Here is a 21,298-nt window from a genome sequence, read left to right as displayed (position 1 = left end):
AAACCCGCTTTCGCGGGTTTTCTTAATCACCAAATAGTTACCCGCTTCTCTGGTGGTAAATACATCTGATCATCTTCGTTTATTTTAAAAGCCTCATAAAATGGTTTTTGATTCATTAAAGCTCCATTGCCACGTACTTTATCAGGAGAGTGAGGATCTGTTTTTAAATAGATAACCGCTTGAGCTTCGCGGGTTTTCGCACGCCAAACTTGAGCCCATCCCATATAAAAACGTTGCTCCCCAGTCTGTCCATCAATTACAGGAGCTGGCTTACCGCCTAGTGCAATTTGGTAAGCCTTATAGGCAATTGCTAACCCAGAGTTATCTGCAATGTTTTCACCTAATGTTAATTCACCATTAACATGATAACCAGCAATCGGTTCGTAACGGTTATATTGTTCAATCAATGCTTGTGTTTTAGCTTTAAAACGCTGGTGATCTTCAGCATTCCACCAGTTTCTCATATTGCCCAATTCATCAAACTGACTCCCCTGATCATCAAAGCCATGACTAATTTCATGGCCAATCACAGCACCTATACCACCATAGTTCACTGCATCATCTGCGTTTATATTAAAAAAAGGTGGTTGTAATATCGCTGCTGGAAATACAATTTCATTCAATGATGGATTGTAATAAGCATTCACCGTTTGTGGTTTCATATACCATTCATCACGATCAACCGGCTTACCCAATTTATTAAGTTCATATTGGTATCTAAACTCACTTGCGCGAATTATATTTCCAACTAAATCATTTTTAGCGATGTGCAGACCAGAATAATCACGCCACTTTTTTGGATACCCGATCTTTATTGACATGTGAGAAAGCTTTTTACGAGCTTGTATTTTCGTCGCAGGACTCATCCAGTCCAATTCTGTAATGCTTTGGTCATAAGCACGAATCAGATTTTGCACCAATAATTCTATCTGTTGTTTTTTCTCAGCAGGAAAGTATTTTTCAACATAAAGTTTGCCAATACCATCTCCCAGAACCTTATCAACAAGCTGTACACCACGCTTCCAACGCGCTTCTTGTTCAGTAATATCTCGAAGTGTCTTGTTATAAAAATCAAATTTATTATTTACAAAAGCGCTATTTAGTAATGGAGAAAAATTATTTATCAAATGCAATTTAAAATAAGCTTTCCATATATCTAAGGGTGTATCTTGAATAATTGTATTTAAGCCCTGAAAGTAGTCTGGCTGATTTACCTGAATAGTATCAATTTTTCCTTTTAATTCAGTTGCTGTTAGATAACCTTGCCAATCAAATACAGGTGTTAGTTTATATAAATCTTTGATTTTGTATTTATTGTAGCGTTTTGCAAGATTACGATTTTGTACATTACTCCATTGTATTTTTGCCAACTGAGTTTCAAGTTTTAAAATTTCCTGAGCATGTTGTGCTGCTTGCGAGTCTCCAGCAAGTGTTAAAGTTTTTTCAATATACTTTAAATACTGTGCACGAGTTTCAATAAATTTTTTATCATCTTTCAAATAATAATCACGGTCAGGTAGACCCAAACCACTTTGCTCCAAACCAGCCACCATTTCAGTAGATTGTTTCATATCCTGTTCAATGCTTAGACGGATTGGGCTATTGACATCAATACGAGCAAAATGTGCCATTAAAATTGCAATTTGATTCTTATTTTTCAATTTATCAATTTGATTTATCTTATTTTTTAGAGGACTAACACCTTGCTTCTCAATACTTTTTTCATCCATAAAGCTAGCATATAGAGTAGCTACTTTTTGCTCTAAACTACCATCCACCCACTTTTGACTAGAGAGCTCTTCTACAATTCCATGTACTTGGCTGATTGATAACTCACGGAGCTGATTAAAAGCTCCCCAACTTGCTTTATCAGCTGGGATTTCAGTATTTTTTAACCAAATACCATTTACATGTGAATAAAAATCGTTCTTTTCATTAATAGAGGAATCAATATATTGTTGATCTATACCTGATATTTTTTTGATTTGAGAATTTGTTACTAATTCCGCACGTACCAAATTAGCAGAAGTCATAAGTGCAATCGTAAGAGCACTTTTAAGTAAAATAGATTTCAAAGACTTAACCTCATATTTAAATATTTAATGATCTAAAACAATAGCTTAAAGTGATTATTTTTTATTAATTAAGCGAATGGCAAAATTAAAACCAATATAGAAGCAAGTTTTATACCGCGAAAATATAATATTTTCAAAAATATATTTTTATATAAATCAAAATTATAAACGAAGAAACTTACCAAATCTTTTATTCTACTAAATACTTAATATTCTAAAGATGCCATGGCTTGAACCAAGGCATCTTTCAGAGATATGATTACTTTTTAATCTAAAATTTTCTCAAATATTCTTAAACGCTTATAAATTGAAAGCAGTTCAATAATCGTTTTCCATGAACTAATTAAATATTGGAATGATTCACGGACTTTATCAAAAACATTACCTATTTGCGTAATTAAACCCAATGTCATTTTACCTGCGGCAATAGAAGGGAATAAAACAACTAGACTATATAAAATATCTAATTGGATATACCAAATACTAACTAAATTAAAATAAGAGTAATGCAGATATAAACGGAAATAATTCAGCCTAACACTTGAGAACAATTCTCTTAATGTTTTTGGCTGTGCACGCTCCTCATGATCCTCACCATAGACAAGTTCTTTACGATAGGCAGCTTCTACTTTTTGATTATTAAACTGTAAACCAGGTAATTTAATACCAACCACCATTAATAGAACAGTACCAAAAACAGCCCATACAATTGCAGCCCAGACCAATGAATGATCAATTTCACCTACAATAGGCAGTACTCTAACTTGTTTAGAAAGTTCAAAAAGAATAGGTAAAAAGGCAATTAAAACCATTATAGCCTTAACAAAATTTACTCCGAGGTCTTCTAAAACAGAGGCGAAACGCATGGTATCTTCTTGAACACGCTGTGAAGCCCCCTCGATATGACGAAGCTTTTCCCAATGCTCTGTGTAATATTCATTCATTGCTGTACGCCAGCGGAATACATAATGACTAGCAAAAAAAGCATTAATAACAGCTAAAGTCACACCGACCATCGCAATTAAAAGAAATGTAACTGTTCCCATATAAAGTTTATTAATATCACCACCACCGTGATCTAACATACTTTGAATGAGATTATAAAAAGGCCCATACCATGCATTAACAGCTACACTAACCTGAACGCTAAACCAGATATTAAATAAAATAAACGCCGAGCCCCACACAGACCAACGTTGCCAAGGATTATTCGATATAGTCCTCCAGAAACCAGCAAAAAGCGCAGTAGAGACTAAAAACCAAACATAAAACCATAAGAAAGTGGGAGACCAAAAACGGCTCACACCTAATGGTAGTTGAGCATCATGGTAGCCCTTAGCAAAGCCGATAAAAGTTCCCCATGTGTTTCCACCTGAGTACCAGAGCACCATATTGAGCGCGATCCAAATGACCGCAGATATAAAGAAATACCTTGGTGATGGAAAAAATGATTTGAACATTGAGCGTGGATATCCCTATATTTCTTCAAATTTACAATGAAAGGAATACTAAAACCTAAACCTTAAAATTGTGAAGGGTAAAGTTTAGAGAATTGTCAGTTTTTCCTGTTCCATTGAAGGATTTGATCGTTTTTTTGTAAATTAATCCCTTTTTTGGCAATTTAATCCATTTAAATTACCTTGTATATGACTCTTGATAGAGCCATATACAGCTTTTATAACACAGTGATATCAGAGATTAAATCTCTTCTTTACGAACAATATAGCCTTCTAATTGCATTGCTTGAATGAGCAAATCTAGGTCTGAGGCACTCTTTAACTCTACATCAACGCTTACAGCGCTTTCTTTGGCACGGCTTGTTGCCGCAAAGCGTTCATGACGTAGTTCATAAATATTACCACCTTGCTCAGCAATAATGGCCGTCAAACGAGCTAAAGCACCTGGATTGTCCGGTAATTCAACACGAATACGAACCATACGGCCTGTACGGGTTAAATGGCGTTGTAATACAGAGACCATAACACGTGTATCAATATTGCCACCTGATAGCACTACGCCCAATTTATGACCTAAAAACAGATCGGGACGCGACATAATTGCAGCAATACCTGTTGCCCCTGCTCCTTCACATACTGTTTTTTCAATATTAAGTAATAGTGCAATCGCTTCTTCAATCATGTCTTCAGTGACAACGACAATGTCATCAACATATTCTTTAGCAACTTGGGTCGTAAGCTCACCTGGAGTTTTTACCGCAATACCCTCAGCAACAGTAGAGCCCATTGAAACCGCATGTTGATAATTGCAAAGTAGTTTTGCCATACTTGGGTATACAACTGACTGCACCCCAATAATTTTGATTTTTGGATTGATCGCTTTAGCAGCAATTGCAATACCAGAAATTAAACCACCACCACCAATTGGCACAACCAAAATATCCAGATCAGGCACAGCCGCAAGCATTTCAAGTGCAATGGTGCCTTGACCCGCAATAATTTCAGCATCATCAAATGGGTGGATAATCGTTAAAGATTCTTCTTGTGCAACACGATGCATTTCAGCAGCAGCTTCTGAAAAGTCCTGCCCATGCAAAATAACGCGCGCACCGTACTCACGTACTCGTTGCACCTTAACATTTGGCGTAGATTTCGGCATTACAATAGTTGCAGTCACACCTGTCCGCTGAGCATGGTAGGCTACACCTTGTGCGTGATTGCCTGCCGAAGCTGCAATAACACCATGTTGCTTTTCTTGCTCAGATAAACACAACAGTTTATTCAGAGCACCCCGCTCTTTAAATGAAGCTGTAAATTGTAAGTTTTCAAATTTCAACCACATCTCAGCCCCTAAGGTTTTAGAAATGGTCTCTGAGAAAACAAAGGGAGTTTTTACAACTAAACCTTCCAAACGCTCTGCGGCAGCATGAACATCATCTAATGTTGGAAAGCCATTTTTAACCTGTTGCTGTATCATTTATCCAGTCAGCCTCAATACACTACAAATCAATTATTTTTAAAAAACGGCAACAATATTTCATATTAACCATTAGAGTTTTCAGCATATCCAACATGTCTCTAATATACAAAAAATTTTATTCCAAAAATTGAAGATTTAGACTTCCATAAAAAAAGCCCTATGTGGGCTTTTTTTATAATTTTCAGAATATTAACGTTTATTTATTGGCTTTGAGCACTCAAGCCTTCCGTAGACATATTTTGTTCAGCTATTTTTTCATCAATAGCAAACTGAATATCAGAAAGCTTGGCATTAGCTGCATCTATACCAGATTTCATAGTAGCTTCACGGCCTTTGACATCAAAAATATGTGCTTTTTCTCTTAAATCTGGCTGAATAACAACATCTGCATATTGTAATTCTTCTGCTGCCAAACGCCCTTGCATGATATTAATATTCTGGTTAAACAGTCCCCAGACATTCGATGTTTCTGTGTAAATAGGCTGAGCTAAAATATCAACTGCAATAATGACATCAGCCCCTAAATCACGAGCTACTTCAACCGGTACAGGACTCACCAACCCACCGTCTACATATTCAGATTTACCAATTTTAGTTGGCACAAACATACTCGGAATCGAAGCAGAGGCTCTTACGGCTTGACCGGTATTGCCGTAGTTAAATACGGTCTTAGTGCCATGCTTTAGTTCAGTTGCCACCACATACATTGGGATCTTCATTTTTTCGAGTGGCATGTTATTTACTTGCTGGTTAACGTAGTTCTCTACTTTTTTACCATCAAAAAAACCTTTTAAACCGATACTAATGTCACGGACATCGCCAGCTTTCATTTTTAAAGCAGTATCACGCAGTTCAGCAGGTGTTTTACCACTCGCATAAATTGCCCCAACAATACTACCCGCACTCGTACCTACAATAAAATCCGGGCGAATACCATGTTGTTCTAAAACTTCAATCACCCCTATATGAGCATAGCCTCGTGCCCCACCGCTACCCAATACAAGCGCAACAACAGGACGTTTTTGCATTTTTTTAATTCTTGCAAAAGGTTGATCGACAGGACGAGCATAAGCTTCTGTCGTTTGCGGTTTTAGAGCAGCAGACAAGTGCGTGGTGGTCTGGCATCCCGCCAACACCATAGAGAGTCCGAGAACCCACAATTTAAGCTGTTTCATGGCCCATCTTCGTACTATGAGGTTTAAGTTCGGATTGCAATTTTAGTTGCTACTTTCGTGAAAAGCTGTAGTGAATTTATTTAATTTGTCATGTTTAAAATTTAGACTCAAGTATTTTATTTATCGCCTATATGAAAAAGGCCCCTTATGTATAAGAGGCCTTTTGAAACTTACCAGATATCTGAATCAACTTTTTTCTTCAATTCCGGATACTTGTCAATTTTAAACTCAGGCTCTTTAATGCCTCGTTTTAATTGCTCGCGGTAATCTTTTAACAAAGTACGTGCCATTGGCGTTAATAGTAAAATTGCAATCAAGTTAATGGTTGCCATGATACCCATAAACAAGTCAGCCATCGACCAAACGAGTGGAACACTACCGATTGCACCGAAATACACCATCACCAATACGAAAATACGGAAGATGAACATGACTTTCGGGTTGTTATTAATAAACTGTACATTACCTTCTGCATAAGCATAGTTACCTAGTACAGCTGAATAACAGAATAAGAATAATAGAACCGCTAGGAAATCAGATCCCCAATGTCCAACTTGAGTTTCTAAGGCACGTTGTGTTAATTCAACACCAACAAAACCTGCATCTTGGTAAACGCCAGAAACTAAGATGATGATTGCAGTACTCGTACATACAATAAACGTATCTACGAATACACCAAGCATTTGTACTAAACCTTGGTTTACAGGATGTTTTACATCAGATGCAGCAGCCGCGTTTGGCGCAGAACCCATACCTGCTTCGTTTGAGAACAAACCACGCTTAATACCTTGCATCATTGCCATTGATACAGCCGCACCAAAGAAACCACCTGCCGCAGCATTGAAGTGGAAAGCTTCGGTTACAATCAACTTTAAAATATCAGGTAAAATTGCATAGTTGCTTAATGCGATATATAGAGCAACGGCTAGATAAAGACCTGCTTTTAAAGGTACAAACATCTCTGCAAATTTAGCGATACGTTTAATACCACCAAAAATTGCCAATGCAACCATAACAACAAGCGCAAGGCCAACCCATGAAATTTCTAGATCAACACCACCTAAATGAGCAATAAGATTAGCTTTGTCCCACCCCCAAGCATGTGAAGAAGCATTCGCAATCGCATTAATTTGGACTGAGTTGAATACGAAACCGTAGGTAAAGATGAGTGCTAGAGCGAAAACCACACCAAAGGTTTTACTGCGTAAGCCTTGGGTAATATAGTAAGCTGGTCCACCGCGGAACTGTTTAGTCTTGTTATCTCTAACTTTAAAGAGCTGAGCAAGTGTAGACTCAATAAAAGCAGAGCTCATACCAAGTACAGCAGTTACCCACATCCAGAACACAGCACCAGGGCCACCAATTGCGATCGCAATTGCCACACCTGCAATGTTACCCACCCCAACACGGCTTGCCAGGCCAGTTACAAACGCCTGAAAAGGTGTAAGGCCATGCTCATCTGTGCCTTCTGTACGGCTACTTTTCATGACACGGATACTTTGCAAGAACATGCGGATCTGCACTGCCCCTGTTAAGACCGTATAAAAAATACCGACAGCCAGCAAGAAAATAACCAGAAAATCCCATAAAGGATCATTAAAAAATTGTACCCACGACATCAGTGTGGCATTGAGTTGTTCATTCATACTCGGTCCGCTTACGTTCTTGCTAATGTGCTAATAGCACAAGCCAAAATACTGCAATAAACAAAAAAGCCCCTCAAAATAGGGACTTCTTCAGTACATTTAAGGAAAAACTTTTAATGTCACTTGAATATCAATTAACGTCACAAGTTTAAGCAACATAATGCCCAGCACTAAGCCTTTGAAGGTCGCATGAGAGAAAGCACCCTTCAGATAAAATGAATTCATCGCACCACTGAACATATTCCCATTTGGGTGAACAGAATGCATCGACTCGGCTACAAACTTGGAAACTAACAAATGACCACCGCTAAATCAGCTCGTTTAATGATTCCCATCAATTAATCGAGTTATAAAAATCTGGATTTAAGCCAATAAGCATATTTACACATACTTGAGAGCGAATGTCTAAAATGGATATGAATTTCAAAGACTGTAACGAGCCATCGCCATAACGCGGCTATCTGCGCCCTTTTCCCTCTGATTGGAGAAGAGTGCATTTAGATCTGTACCAAGCTGTTGTATTTCTTGTGGCCCAGTAGTTGCGTGAGTTACGTTCATTTTCATGGTTGCAATGGTAATCGCCAATCCTTGTTTCATGAACTGCTTGTTGATGAGCGGTAAACTCATGTAAAGCTCCTTATTCCTCGTGTATTTCTCCATTTCTACATTCAAATCCTTTTTGTAAAGGGATTTTGTATGCAGCCATTTCTTTCCTAACATGAGTATGGAGAAATCATACCTGCGTAAAAAAGTCGGTATTATGCAGAAATTTAAAATTTTGTGTATGTTTTTCATTAAAAATTTATGTTATTTCCGATTATTTTTCATCCAAAATCATCTGTTTTGTACTGTTTTTAAACATATTATACCTTTTTTTCAATTGAGTGATTTTTAATCCAACTGATGCTATAAATTTATTTTTATAGTCAAAACATCATACTTTTTTGTCTATTTAGATCTAAAGTGGCATATTCACATTAGAGTTAATTAGACATTATATCCAAACTAAACACATCATCATATCTTTAAGGATATCCCTTTTCTAATATTTTTTGCTTATAAATGAAGTACTTTCAAAACATGAAATTAAACTTCAAAAAAGTATTAAGTATTTAAGAAAAGATATAGGAGTACGCATGAATCTGGAACAAGTTCGTCTCGTTGATGAAGCTATCACTTCTCGACATTCTGTCCGCGCTTTTTTAAATACTCCAATTGAGCCAGAAGTCATTAAAGATATATTACGAGTCGCAAGTCGAGCACCTTCCGGAACGAACACTCAACCATGGAAAGTCTATGTGGTCACAGGTAAAAAGCGTGATGAAATGGTTGAACGTGTCTGTGCTGCACAAATTGAAGTTTCAAAAAATCCTGAGCTTGCAGAACGATATAAAGAAACTTTTGCCTATTATCCTGAAAAATGGATATCTCCTTTTATTGACCGCCGCCGCGAAAATGGTTGGGGACTCTACGGTTTACTCGAAATCAAAAAGGGCGAAAAAGAAAAAATGGCTGAACAGCAGCTACGTAATTTTAAATTATTTGATGCACCAGTCGGCCTTTTCTTTACCGTAAATAAAATGATGGGAATCGGTTCTAAAATGGATATCGCAATGATGATCCAAAACGTGATGGTCGCTGCCAAGGCACGTGGTTTAGATACATGCCCACAAGCAGCTTGGAATCATTTTCACCCTATTGTTTTAGATATAGTGGATGCATCAGATGACGAAGAACTGGTATGTGCAATTGCATTAGGTCATGCCGATCCTAACCACATTGTAAATACCTTTATTACGCCTAGAGAACCTGTTGAAAATTTCACAGTTTTTCTAGACGAATAAGCTATAAGTGGCCATTCTCTAAAAGCTATGAGAATGGCTTGGTTTTGACCTGTTGTGTCGCTTTCAATACGACAATAAAACCACTTAATGTAAATAACACCATCATTACGCCCATATTGAGCGATGCTGACCAAATCAGGAAGTTAAGAAGCACGCCACCTAAAAGGCCACAAGCGAATTGCATACTTCCCATAATTGCACTTGCTGTTCCAGCGCGAGCACCTTGTTTGGACATTGCTAACGCCATAGCATTTGGGCCTGTTAAACCAATGCCTGAAATAGCTAAAAATAACCCTACCATAACCAGCCATAAAGGCGCTGCAGGGATTAAACCAGCAATAAATACAATGATGGCTCCAGTCACTTGCACAAGTGAACCCGATTTTAAGCGTTTAGTAATTTCAACACGTGTTGTTAAATGCTTGTTTAAAGAAGACATCAACATAATGCCAAAAGCATTTAGTCCAAATACGTAAGCAAACTCTTGCTGATTAAGTCCGTACTGATCCATAAACACTGCAGGTGCTGAACTGATATAGCAAAATAATGCAGCCCCCGTTAAACAGCCTGCAAACATAGGTAAGCGGAAACTCGCATCTTTGAAAATAGCTCCATATAAAGTCACCACTTGATAGAGCGATAGCTTAAGCCTTTTATCATTTGCCAAAGTTTCTTTAAAAAAGAAATGTACGCACAGCCAACACAGCGCACCCACAATTGAAAGCGCAATAAAAATAGCCTGCCACGGAAACCAAATTAAAATCCATGCTCCGATCATAGGAGCCAAAATTGGTGCAAGTCCCATGACAATCATCATGCTTGAGAAAGCTTGTGCCGAGCCTTGAACGTCCAATTTATCGCGTATTGCCGCACGAGCCATGACTACGCCAACACAACCACCTAAAGCTTGTAAAATACGGGCCGCAATCAAGCTCCATTCATTAGTAGCCATTACACAAAATAAGCTTGCGACTGCATAAAGCGCGAGGCCAAAGTAAAGTGGTTTCTTTCTACCGATACGATCGCTTAAAGGACCATAAACCAACTGCCCAATGGCTAAACCAAAAAAATAAGCTGGTAGTGTATTTGCCACCATTTGCGTACTTACCCCAAAATCATGGGCCATTTGTGGTAACGCAGGTAAGTACATATCAATGGATAACGGCCCTAAAGCCGTAAGTAAAGCGAGCAACATAATCCAGCCAATAGAGTATTGACGCTGGGCTGTTTGTTCAGACATAACGATATTTCATTTTTCACTCATTTGCATACAGACAAGCTTACACTGTCTATCGTATGATTTGTGCAACATTGGTGTAGAAATACACAAATCCTTTATCACTCAGGTTGATCAGCAAGGACTTCATTTGAAATCTTGGTTTAAACGCCTAAAAAGAGCGACTTATAACACAACATTTATGTATAACGTGCGAATGCTGATAGCCTTTTCAGGAACTGCTTTCGTGCCTTATTTTTTAGGCTATCAATTAGCAACTATTCCACTCACTTTAGGTGTAGTCGCAGCAGGTTTGAGTGATATTGATGATCGCTTTTCCGTGCGAATCATGAACCTAATTTATACTTATATTGGGTTCTTCGTTACCGCAGCTTCGGTACAACTACTTTTCCCCTACCCAATGGCTTTTGCTTTAGGGTTGATTGCCTCATGTATTGGCTGGATTTTATTAGGTTCGCTGGGACGTCGTTACGCCACCATTTCTTATGGCTGTTTGGTTGTTTCGGTCTATACCATGTTGGGTGTTCACCTTTTCGATCATTGGTATATTCAACCTGCTCTTTTAGTTGCAGGTGCTGCTTGGTATGGCCTCATTGCTACTATTAGCTTTTTACTATTTCCGGTTCGCCAACTTCAAGATAAACTCGCAGCGTCTTATGCATCTCTAGGTGATTTTCTATTTGCAAAATCAAATTTATTTGATGTAGATATGACTCCTGCCAGCTATCAGCAAAGTATGATTGAGCTGTCATTAGAAAATGGTAAGTTAATTACGATTTTTAATGATTTAAAAACAGCTTTATTGACTCGTTTAAAAGGTGACCGTGGGCAAAAAGATACACGCCGAAGCTTACATTATTATTTTGTCGCTCAAGACATTCATGAGCGTGCTGACTCAGCCCATATCGACTATCAAAAGTTAGCCAAAATTTTTCAGCACAGTGATATTTTATTTAGATTTCAACGAATTTTGGCGGTTCAAGGCAAAGCTTGCCAAGAGTTAAACGAATGTATTTTACAACGCAAACCTTATAACCATAACAAACGCTTCAAGCAGAGTTTTGAGAACTTAAGACTATCTTTAGAGAAACTAAGACGTGATCAGCATTATGATCTGTTATGGGTAAATGCTCTCTTCGCTTTATACCAAAATTTAAAATCTATCGACTCTCAGTTACTCAACTTAGAAACGGAACAACACATTCAGTCTGATAAAGTTAAACAAGCAGAGAACCAGCTTAAAGATGATGATTTACAAGGATGGAACGATATTGTCATCCGAATAAAGCAAAATCTAACTCCTGAATCTGTACTTTTCCGCCATGCAATTCGCGTCTCAATTGTTCTTTTTATTGGGTATGTGCTGATTCAAATGACCAATATCGAGTACGGCTATTGGATTATGCTTACAGCCCTATTTGTAAGCCAACCTAACTTCAACGCAACCAAACGGCGCTTACGCTTACGAATTGTCGGAACATTAGTCGGAATTATTGTTGGTCTTACCATTGTATTTCTCGTGCCTTCCGTCGAAGGACAACTATTAATGTTGATCTTGAGCGGGGTGCTGTTTTTTGAGTTACGCAGTAAGCAATATGCTCAAGCAACCGCATTTATTACAATTTTGGCATTAATTAACTTTAATCTAGATGGCTCGGCAATGGCTGCTGCTATTCCGCGATTTGTAGATACTTTAATTGGATGTGCTCTAGCTTGGTTTGGAGTGACATTTATTTGGCCTGACTGGAAATTCCGACGCTTACCTCGCAACATCAGACGTTCATTACAAGCTCAATGCAATTATTTAGCTGAAGTTGTTAAACAATATCATGAAGGTCGCAATCATGCGCTGAACTACCGTATTGTAAGACGTGCTGCTCATAATACAGATGCCGAGGTTGCTTCACTTATTTCAACTTTAGCAACAGAGCCAGACTTTGACCCTACCCGTAAGTCGGATATCTTTGAATTTTTATGTTTAAACCATACATTTTTAAGTTATATCGCAGCACTTGGAGCACATCGGGAAAGCATTCAAGATCAAGCTGTTCTTAAACTCTTAGACCAAGCGCTGGATGATATTCAAGGTGCTCTATTAAGAGATGAGATGCCTGATCTTACAGCACAAAATATGCTTCAGACGATACGTCAACGTTTGAGTCAAAATAATGAAGAGGATCAAAAATCACTCATCATTTTACAGCAGCTATCACTCATGCTTGGTGTATTGAACCGTTTTAGTATGCTAAAACAACGCCTAAGTCATGATCTTGATAATGATGCCAGCGAGCTTGCATCGTTATAAATTTGAGTCGGAAATTAGTATGAAATTGGCATAATATCCTTTCCTGACTTATGCCAATTAATGCTAAACTTAAAACAGTTTACAATTTGTTATTTGCACTATGACCGCGAAAACTTTATACGCTTATACGCTTCAGCCTGTTCCCTATGACGTGTCAGAAGCTGAACAACGTAATGCACAGCTTCTTATCTGGCGCAGCACTAATAAAATCAGCACAAAAATTTGGGCAATTATGGGTGTCGTTTTAGCCCTAGCTATATTAGGTCTTATTTTTATTAAGAACTACTCTACTGTTTTTTGCTGGGTTGCTATTGTTGCTGTAGTACTTTACTACCTAGGTCGTAAATACGGATTAGAGTGGTACGTTAAACGCAAAATGAATGAATTTCCGGTACAGGAAATCAAAGGTATTCGTTTAGGTGTGCAGCCTCATGGTATTGTGATGCGTCAACAAATGGGCTTACAAGAAGGCGTAGGTACTATTGGATGGAAAAATATCTACGAATGGTACAATACACCTGATTTTATTTTGGTCAATTTCAAAGTAAAAGATCCAAAAGGCCAAGAACAACAAGGTGCTTATATCCTACCTAAGCGCATGGATTCTAAAAACTTCTCGTTCAACACAATTCGCACACACTTAAAAGAATCTGTAGGCGAACCAAAAACCTTGTAATTCTAGATTTTATAAAAAGCCTCCTCATGGAGGTTTTTTATTAAGCTAAAAATAAATGATAATGAAAATTAATATTATCTCCAAAATCCATATTATCTCCCCAATCTTCGGCTATACTTCGTTACAAGATCTCCATCATATTTACATTTTCGACCATGTTTAAAAAAATTTTATTTCAAATTCATTGGTTTCTGGGTATTACTGCTGGCCTAATCTTATCCATTATGGGTGTTACAGGTGCAATTTATTCTTATGACCAACAAATTTTAAAATGGGTGAATTCTGATAGTTATGTTGTACAAGCTGAAAACACTCCAAAATTAACTCCTGCTCAGCTTTACCAGCATTTCAAGACAACCCAACCTGAAATCAAAATTAATAGCATTACGATTGCCAAGGACCCCACCTCTTCTTCTATTGTAAACATTGAAAAAGAAGGTGAACGCCGTGGCTACAATATGATGGTGAACCCTTATAACGCTGAGGTTCTTCCAGATGTTAAAGGTCGAAAGTTATTGTTACTCATACAACAAATTCATCGTAATTTAACAGCAGGTGAAGTTGGTAAACAAATTACTGGTGCCTGCGCACTCATGCTAATTTACTTCGTACTCAGTGGGTTATATTTACGTTGGCCTAAAAAGCACTCTGCTCGTCAATGGCTTGCTGTTAAACCGAAACTCAAAGGCCGGAATTTTATTTGGGATCTACATGCTGTTGTCGGCACATGGGTCATTGTTTTTTATCTTCTTTTCGCATGTACAGGACTATATTGGTCTTATGATTGGTGGCGTAGTGGCATGTTCAAAGTGATGGGAGTTGAACAGCCTAAACGACAAGATCATGGCGCTACTCCTCAAAATCAAAATCGTGGAATACAGCAAGGTAAACAATCTGACCGTAATAATGATAAAAAATCAGAGCCTCAATTAGATAATACTCAACTCATTACAGTACTTAATCAAACATGGAGTGGCTTCAATAGTCAGGTTGGACGTGATTATTCGACTCTAACATTAAGCTTACCGAAAAAAGATGATGGAAAAATTGAGTTAAGCTTTGTCGATGCTACCCCACAACACGAACGGGCACGTAACCAAGCCATCTATAATTATCAAACTGGCAACATCGAAAAGATGGAGCTTTACGAAGACAAAAAGCTTAATCAAAAGATTATGAGCAGCATGTTACCCGTACACCGCGGTAGCTTCTTTGGACCAATTTATCAATTCGTTGCGATGCTTGCTTCTCTAGCAATGCCTTTGTTCTTAGTTACTGGGTGGATGCTTTACCTTAAACGCCGTAAACAGAAAAAATTAACACAGGCGGCTCGTCAGTCTTTAGCAGGACAATACATTGATCCAAATGCAAAACCTTGGCTTATTACTTATGCAACTCAAACCGGCGTAGCTGAACAACTCGCTTGGAGTACGGCAACAAGTTTACAAGAGGCTCATCAACCCGTTCAGGTAAAACCTGTACAGCAGCTAACACAAACTGATTTAGAGCAACATCAGCAGGTTTTATTTGTGATCAGTACTTATGGTACTGGTGATGCTCCTGATCTTGCTACAAGCTTTGCTAAAAAACTTTTAAAATTGAATGTGGATCTTAATCACATCAACTATGCTGTTCTAGCGCTGGGCTCTAAAGAATATCCAGACACTTATTGTAGTTTTGGCCATGCAGTAGATGCTTGGCTTAAAGCAAATGGTGCCCATGCTCTCTTCAATACAATTGAAGTTGATAATGCAAACCCATCGGATATTCAAAATTGGAATCAATCTCTCGCTAAAGCAACCAAATTAGATTTACATGCTGTAAATCTGGAAAAAGTATTTGATAGTTGGACATTACAACAACGTGATTTACTCAACCCAAATAGCTTAGGTCAGCCTGCTTATAATATTGAACTTAAAGCAAATCATGAGGCGATATGGCAAGCGGGTGATATTGCTGAAATCCAGCCTGGTAATAGTCCTGAACTTATTCATGCTTTTTTGCAAAAGCATCATATTCTTAAAAATTCAAAAGTTGATTCATTGCAGATTTCAATCGAAAAAGCGCTTTGGAATAAAGATTTAACTGGTGAAATTGAACCATTTGCCAATCTGGATCATTTATTAGAGCAGCTCCCTACTCTACCAACGCGAGAGTATTCGATTGCGAGCATTCCGTCTCAGCAAGTCCTTCGTTTGGTTGTTCGTCAACAATATGATGCGTCTGGTAATTTAGGTTTAGGTTCGGGTTGGCTGACTCAACATACGCAAGTTAATAATGAAATTGCTTTGCGTATTCGTACCAATGAATCATTCCATCTTATTGATGACAACCGCCCTATTATTTGTATTGGTAACGGAACTGGTATTGCTGGCTTAATGAGCCTATTACACACCCGTACGCGTCATGATTACACTGAAAACTGGTTAATCTTTGGTGAACGTCAAAGAGCATGTGATTTCTTCTATGCATCAACTATTGAAGCATGGAAAACCACAGGAATGTTAAAACGCCTCGATTTAGCATTTTCCAGAGATCAAGAACAACGCATGTATGTTCAAGATGTAATCCGTCAGAATGCAGCAGAATTAGTAAGCTGGGTAGAACGCGGTGCTGTTCTGTATGTATGCGGTAGTATTGATGGTATGGCAAGTGGAGTCGATCAAGCACTTATCGAAATTCTAGGTGAAGAACAGGTAGATGATTTAAGACAACAAGGCCGTTACCGCCGTGATGTTTATTAAAGATCAATAAAAACTAAAACCGAGTAATAGCTTAAATGCTTTACTCGGTTTTTTATTGCATTCAGAATGATTTTGCATACACTGTCTGCAATTTAAATTGCAACTCTAAGCACAATGCAAGTCAGTAAGTGGATCCGTATTTTCCTAGCAATCATTGGTTCGATTTTATTTCTAGATGGATTAGTTCTAATTTGTCTCAATAAAATTAATGTAGGAACCGTTATTCCTTTAATTTTAGGTGCTTTCTTCTGCCTATATTCCTTATTTTATTATCATTTAGAACGCTTTTTCTTCTATCACTATCGCTTACACACACTTTGGCGTTTTGGATGGTTATGCTTCTGGATATGGTTAATTGGCTTAGGCTATTTTTTTAGCTTTATTAAAGAAAATAAAGATACTTCAAATAATATTCCTCCAGTAAAAGCAATTATTGTCTTAGGAAGCGGTGTTGAGAATGGTCAGCCATCCACAATTCTTGCAAAACGTTTAGATACGGCCACCCTTTTAGCACTTAAACAGCAGCAAGCACAGATTGTCTTAACAGGTGGTCTTGATTTTTCAGAAAAAGAAAGCGAAGCATTGGTTATGTCTCGTTATCTTGAACAAAAGTATCATATCGCAAGAGATCAAATGATCCTTGAAGATAAAAGCACCAGCACAGAGCTTAACTTAAAAAATAGTAAACCCTTATTAGAACAGCACCACATTACCTTAGACCAGCCAATCGCTATTGTGACAAGTGATTTTCATATTCCTCGAGCAATAGCAATTGCAAAAAAACAGGGCTATACCCAAGTTTATGGGGTAGCGGCCGAGACACCATTAGCTACTCGCTACAATGCATGGTTACGTGAATATTTCGCATATGCAAGTGGATGGATTTTAAACGAATATTAAAAAATAATTTAATCGGAAAACTGCTATTTAAAAAAATAGCAGTTTTTTTTGTGAAAATATTAGTGATCGGTACAAATACAAAGTTGATATTAGCTAGAACTAGTAATTACAGGCTAGATACTTATCTTTAAGCACTAGTAACGCAATTTAATGAGGTTAAGGAATCCCATCAAAAGCATGAAGAAACACCAATGCTAAAAAATTAAAAAACTAGCGATCAATAAAAAGAATAACTTAAAGATATAAGGACTTTAATTTTAGAATAGAAAAGTTGTATCTAAACTGAGTCACATAGTAAATAAATTTACATGTAAGTATAAGATATTTATAGATGAGTATAAATTTAGGGAATTTTAAATTTCTGATAGAAATTATGGTGGGCGCTGACGGGATCGAACCGCCGACATTCTGCTTGTAAGGCAGACGCTCTACCAACTGAGCTAAGCGCCCTTAATGAGAAAAGATAACGAATGTATCTTCATACTCTACATTCTCTAGACAAGGGAATCAAGAGAATGGCGCAGCGGACGGGGCTCGAACCCGCGACCCCCGGCGTGACAGGCCGGTATTCTAACCAACTGAACTACCGCTGCACTACAATACTTTAAAATAAAGTATGGTCACATATATGGTGGGCGCTGACGGGATCGAACCGCCGACATTCTGCTTGTAAGGCAGACGCTCTACCAACTGAGCTAAGCGCCCCAAGAAGAAAAAACTAATAAATTATTAATTTTTCGATTTAAAATTTTTACATCTTAAATCATCTTCCAAACACAACCCGAACTGAAAAGTGGCGCAGCGGACGGGGCTCGAACCCGCGACCCCCGGCGTGACAGGCCGGTATTCTAACCAACTGAACTACCGCTGCACTTTCACAATATCGCAATTGTGGGGTAAACGATGTTAAGTCTTAAGTGGCGCAGCGGACGGGGCTCGAACCCGCGACCCCCGGCGTGACAGGCCGGTATTCTAACCAACTGAACTACCGCTGCACTTGAGAGCTTAACGTAAAGGCTTGGTGGGCGCTGACGGGATCGAACCGCCGACATTCTGCTTGTAAGGCAGACGCTCTACCAACTGAGCTAAGCGCCCTTAACGTCTTCATCGTTTGTGAGGTGCATTATAGAGAATCTTTAACAGGTGTCAAACGCTTTTCGACAACTTTTCAAAAAAATGCGAATGAATGATTAAAAATAAGTCATTATTAAGTAAAAAACAATTTTTTGTATTTTATTTAAGCACTTATTTTAATATTTTGATCATTCAGCTAATTAAATAAGAATTTTTAAAATCTTATTTTAGGTTAAAGATTGCTCAGACAAATAAACCAATGCATCTTCAGCGACTAAATCAAACAGTTCAATGATTTCTTCATTACGCATTCGAATACAGCCATGTGACATGGGAACGCCCATCGGTTCTTTATCAGGAGTGCCATGAATATAGATATAACGCTGCATGGTGTCGTGGCCATCGCCTTTATTGAAGCCTTCTTCTAAGCCATCTAACCAAAGAATGCGTGACAATATCCAATCTCGCTCAGGGAATTGTGCTGCAAGTTCACTACTATAGACCTCCCCTGTTGGCTTACGTGCAATAAAAACCGCATTTTGAGGAGATTGGGCACCAATTTTTTTTGCAACCCTATGCCATCCACGTGGAGTCCTACCAGTATTCTCTTGCTCACCGATTCCGTTCTTTCCGGTAGAAATGACATAAAACTTATTATGTTTAGGCAAAGTTAATGTTTGATTTGCTAAATCGATGAGGACATCTGCATCTTCGAGCTTAAATTGAGACATTGAACTTATTCTCTTATATCAACTCAAATACTTTGAGTTTAAGTAAAAATTTATATGAAGAACTTGTCTTGCGCCAAAATTAAAAGATTATCAATCTTCTCTTATCTACGCGCAGTTTCACTGCTTGTCTTGCACCAAAATTAAAAGATTATCAATCCTCTCTTATCTACGCGCAGTTTCACTGCTTGTCTTGCGCCAAAATTAAAAGATTATCAATCTTTTAATTTTGGCTCAGGGCGTAGCCATAACCAAACTGCAACGATCAACATGGTAGTATCAGTAAAAATCTTGACCCAAAGCGGTGCTGAAGTAAATAGCATTATAAGGCCACTGATTGCCATCATTATGCTTGCAATCCATTTGGCTTTACGTGGTACTGTACCATTGGTTCGCCAATCACGTAATGTTGGGCCGTATTTGGGATGGTTTAATAACCAATCATCCATTTGTGGCCATCCCTTTGAAGCTGCCCATGCAGCCAGAATCAAAAACACTGTTGTGGGCATACCTGGTAAAATTGCTCCAATAATACCTAGCGTGATAAAAATCACGACCAAAGAGCGCCAGAACAATGTTCGCATATATAAACCTTAACCTGCTGTTAGCGTTAGTATAAAGTGTTTTTCTAATATTGTTTGTTGATCCCTTATGAAATTAGGATGAATTACTTCGAGTATTAAATATATGAATATTGCCTCAGTGAAAACTTCCTATTTCGAACCATGGCTTCAATTTCAACATCCTATCGTGCGACAGCTAGCTTTTTGTATTGCTAGTCCAAATTTACTTTGCGAATTACCAAAAAGTTTTTCTATACAACACGACTTTAAGCTGCACCCAACCGAAGTATGGGAAGAGCATTTCCAAAATTATTTACCACGGTTACAAGAGCTAGATCAGTCACCAGAGCCTTTAATCCAGTTTTTATCTCAACTTAAAAGTACACGTTTAGGTTTACGCTTTGAGAATTTACTTTGGTTCTGGCTACAAGAGGATAATTATCATCCTTACCAACTGTTAGGTCATAGCATTCAAAAGATTGATGGAGCAAAAACTTTAGGTGAGCTAGATTTTTTAATTTTAAATAAAGAAACTCAACAAATTGAACATTGGGAAGTCGCGTTAAAATACTATTTGGGCGAGGCACAATTACATTTAGAGCAATGGATTGGATTAAACCGTCAGGATACTTTGAGCAAGAAACTTTATCATTTTACGAATAAGCAATTTCAATTTTCTGAAGCATTAAATTTTAAGATTCAACAACGTTTTGCGGTTTTAAAAGGACAACTCTACCTGCCATTTCAGTTAAATTCTCAAAAGTCGCTACCAGACTGGATAAATTTAAAGCGTCGTTTGGGATATTGGGGGACTACCATTCCCCATTCTTCTTTTTATCGATTAGAAAGACACGAATGGTTGTGTCCAAATAAAGAGCAGACTTCAAATCCAGCACATTGGTGGACAGACGGTCTATATTGTAAAAATAGTGAAGAGGTTTTGTTTTATATGTTTAGACATCCTTGGTACTTAAACATTAAGCCTCACCTGCAAAAATTAAGCTAATTAACAATAAGTTTTAAGCTTCTAGAAACATTTTATAACGTTTTTACTATTAAACAGTCATGTTTCTTTTTCCGTTTGTTTTTTAATCTAAATTTACTTCATTATTAAATTTAAACGGAGAAAATGATGAAAAAAGTTTTAGCTGCGTCTGTAATGGTTGCTGTTATTTTAACAGGGTGTAATACGTTTAAAGGTTTTGGGCAAGATGTTTCTAAAGCAGGTGATGCTGTAACAAATACTGCTGAAAAAACACAAGATAAAATGTAAGTTAGAGTTGTTACTTCAAAAACCTTATCATTCCGATAAGGTTTTTTTATTTTTACGTACCTATCCCCTAGAGATTCGCCTATTATATCGGACTATATTTCACCTGATCAGCACGCAATTT

17 protein-coding genes and 6 tRNA genes are annotated in these 21,298 nt (G+C 37.8%); 7 read left to right on the top strand and 16 right to left on the bottom strand.

What is annotated here, in order from left to right; translation table 11 throughout:
* Positions 1-26: 26 nt before the first annotated feature.
* From AAC388_RS03385 to AAC388_RS03355, 7 genes are all read right to left on the bottom strand, one after another.
* Positions 27-2,075 (bottom strand): M13 family metallopeptidase, encoded by a 2,049-nt coding sequence (locus AAC388_RS03385; RefSeq protein WP_284091461.1) that lies wholly within the window; start codon positions 2,073-2,075, stop codon positions 27-29.
* A gap of 266 nt (positions 2,076-2,341) precedes the next feature.
* Positions 2,342-3,535: a peptide antibiotic transporter SbmA gene (gene sbmA / locus AAC388_RS03380; protein WP_017400233.1), complete on the bottom strand. Its 1,194-nt coding sequence runs from the start codon at positions 3,533-3,535 to the stop codon at positions 2,342-2,344.
* A 238-nt stretch (positions 3,536-3,773) separates the two neighbouring features.
* Complete coding sequence (locus AAC388_RS03375) at positions 3,774-5,009, bottom strand: threonine ammonia-lyase (RefSeq protein ID WP_005064397.1); 1,236 nt, start codon at positions 5,007-5,009, stop codon at positions 3,774-3,776.
* 203 nt (positions 5,010-5,212) lie between these two features.
* Positions 5,213-6,187: a patatin-like phospholipase family protein gene (locus tag AAC388_RS03370; RefSeq protein WP_005804673.1), complete on the bottom strand. Its 975-nt coding sequence runs from the start codon at positions 6,185-6,187 to the stop codon at positions 5,213-5,215.
* Positions 6,188-6,357: 170 nt separating this feature from the next.
* On the bottom strand, positions 6,358-7,833 hold the full coding sequence (locus AAC388_RS03365) for an alanine/glycine:cation symporter family protein (RefSeq protein WP_329760222.1): 1,476 nt from the start codon (positions 7,831-7,833) through the stop codon (positions 6,358-6,360).
* 99 nt (positions 7,834-7,932) lie between these two features.
* The gene (locus tag AAC388_RS03360; RefSeq protein WP_342371556.1) at positions 7,933-8,073 is read right to left on the bottom strand and encodes a hypothetical protein; all 141 of its coding nucleotides are present in this window, start codon (positions 8,071-8,073) and stop codon (positions 7,933-7,935) included.
* Between the two features lie 183 nt (positions 8,074-8,256).
* On the bottom strand, positions 8,257-8,460 hold the full coding sequence (locus AAC388_RS03355; RefSeq protein WP_329760221.1) for a hypothetical protein: 204 nt from the start codon (positions 8,458-8,460) through the stop codon (positions 8,257-8,259).
* Positions 8,461-8,969: 509 nt separating this feature from the next.
* On the opposite strand from AAC388_RS03355, the gene AAC388_RS03350 reads away from it, so the two are divergent.
* A complete protein-coding gene (locus AAC388_RS03350; protein WP_342371194.1) occupies positions 8,970-9,677 on the top strand; it encodes a nitroreductase in 708 nt (235 codons plus the stop codon).
* A gap of 25 nt (positions 9,678-9,702) precedes the next feature.
* Here AAC388_RS03350 and AAC388_RS03345 read toward each other — a convergent pair whose 3' ends face one another.
* Positions 9,703-10,917, bottom strand: a complete 1,215-nt coding sequence (locus AAC388_RS03345) for a multidrug effflux MFS transporter (protein ID WP_014207547.1) — start codon at positions 10,915-10,917, stop codon at positions 9,703-9,705.
* Positions 10,918-11,044: 127 nt separating this feature from the next.
* Here AAC388_RS03345 and yccS point away from each other — a divergent pair, with 127 nt between their 5' ends.
* The 4 genes from yccS to AAC388_RS03325 all read left to right on the top strand — a co-directional run bounded on the left by yccS (position 11,045) and on the right by AAC388_RS03325 (position 17,539).
* The gene (gene yccS / locus AAC388_RS03340; protein WP_017400237.1) at positions 11,045-13,219 is read left to right on the top strand and encodes a YccS family putative transporter; all 2,175 of its coding nucleotides are present in this window, start codon (positions 11,045-11,047) and stop codon (positions 13,217-13,219) included.
* Positions 13,220-13,319: 100 nt separating this feature from the next.
* Positions 13,320-13,895 carry an SdpI family protein gene (locus tag AAC388_RS03335; RefSeq protein WP_002116136.1) on the top strand — a complete coding sequence of 192 codons (576 nt, stop codon included), beginning with the start codon at positions 13,320-13,322 and terminating at the stop codon, positions 13,893-13,895.
* Positions 13,896-14,050: 155 nt separating this feature from the next.
* The gene (locus AAC388_RS03330) at positions 14,051-16,639 is read left to right on the top strand and encodes a sulfite reductase flavoprotein subunit alpha (RefSeq protein ID WP_342371193.1); all 2,589 of its coding nucleotides are present in this window, start codon (positions 14,051-14,053) and stop codon (positions 16,637-16,639) included.
* Positions 16,640-16,753: 114 nt separating this feature from the next.
* Positions 16,754-17,539 (top strand): YdcF family protein, encoded by a 786-nt coding sequence (locus AAC388_RS03325; protein WP_342371192.1) that lies wholly within the window; start codon positions 16,754-16,756, stop codon positions 17,537-17,539.
* A 374-nt stretch (positions 17,540-17,913) separates the two neighbouring features.
* Here the strand turns inward: AAC388_RS03325 and AAC388_RS03320 are convergent.
* The 8 genes from AAC388_RS03320 to AAC388_RS03285 form a co-directional block, all read right to left on the bottom strand.
* Positions 17,914-17,989 (bottom strand) — tRNA-Val (locus AAC388_RS03320).
* 66 nt (positions 17,990-18,055) lie between these two features.
* A tRNA-Asp gene (locus AAC388_RS03315) sits at positions 18,056-18,132 on the bottom strand.
* A gap of 36 nt (positions 18,133-18,168) precedes the next feature.
* Positions 18,169-18,244, bottom strand: a tRNA-Val gene (locus tag AAC388_RS03310).
* An 89-nt stretch (positions 18,245-18,333) separates the two neighbouring features.
* Positions 18,334-18,410, bottom strand: a tRNA-Asp gene (locus AAC388_RS03305).
* Between the two features lie 47 nt (positions 18,411-18,457).
* Positions 18,458-18,534: transfer RNA gene (locus AAC388_RS03300), tRNA-Asp, on the bottom strand.
* A 24-nt stretch (positions 18,535-18,558) separates the two neighbouring features.
* Positions 18,559-18,634: transfer RNA gene (locus AAC388_RS03295), tRNA-Val, on the bottom strand.
* A 206-nt stretch (positions 18,635-18,840) separates the two neighbouring features.
* Positions 18,841-19,344: a cell wall-recycling L,D-carboxypeptidase ElsL gene (gene elsL, locus AAC388_RS03290; protein ID WP_002116462.1), complete on the bottom strand. Its 504-nt coding sequence runs from the start codon at positions 19,342-19,344 to the stop codon at positions 18,841-18,843.
* Positions 19,345-19,556: 212 nt separating this feature from the next.
* A complete protein-coding gene (locus AAC388_RS03285; protein ID WP_014207553.1) occupies positions 19,557-19,925 on the bottom strand; it encodes a YbaN family protein in 369 nt (122 codons plus the stop codon).
* A 103-nt stretch (positions 19,926-20,028) separates the two neighbouring features.
* Here AAC388_RS03285 and AAC388_RS03280 point away from each other — a divergent pair, with 103 nt between their 5' ends.
* Positions 20,029-20,910 carry a DUF1853 family protein gene (locus AAC388_RS03280; RefSeq protein ID WP_342371191.1) on the top strand — a complete coding sequence of 294 codons (882 nt, stop codon included), beginning with the start codon at positions 20,029-20,031 and terminating at the stop codon, positions 20,908-20,910.
* Positions 20,911-21,033: 123 nt separating this feature from the next.
* Positions 21,034-21,177, top strand: a complete 144-nt coding sequence (locus AAC388_RS03275) for an entericidin A/B family lipoprotein (protein ID WP_014207555.1) — start codon at positions 21,034-21,036, stop codon at positions 21,175-21,177.
* The last annotated feature ends 121 nt before the right edge of the window (positions 21,178-21,298 follow it).

This window comes from Acinetobacter sp. D009 (genome assembly GCF_038562025.1).
GTDB lineage: Bacteria > Pseudomonadota > Gammaproteobacteria > Pseudomonadales > Moraxellaceae > Acinetobacter > Acinetobacter pittii.
This window is presented reverse-complemented; position numbering and strand designations above follow the sequence as displayed.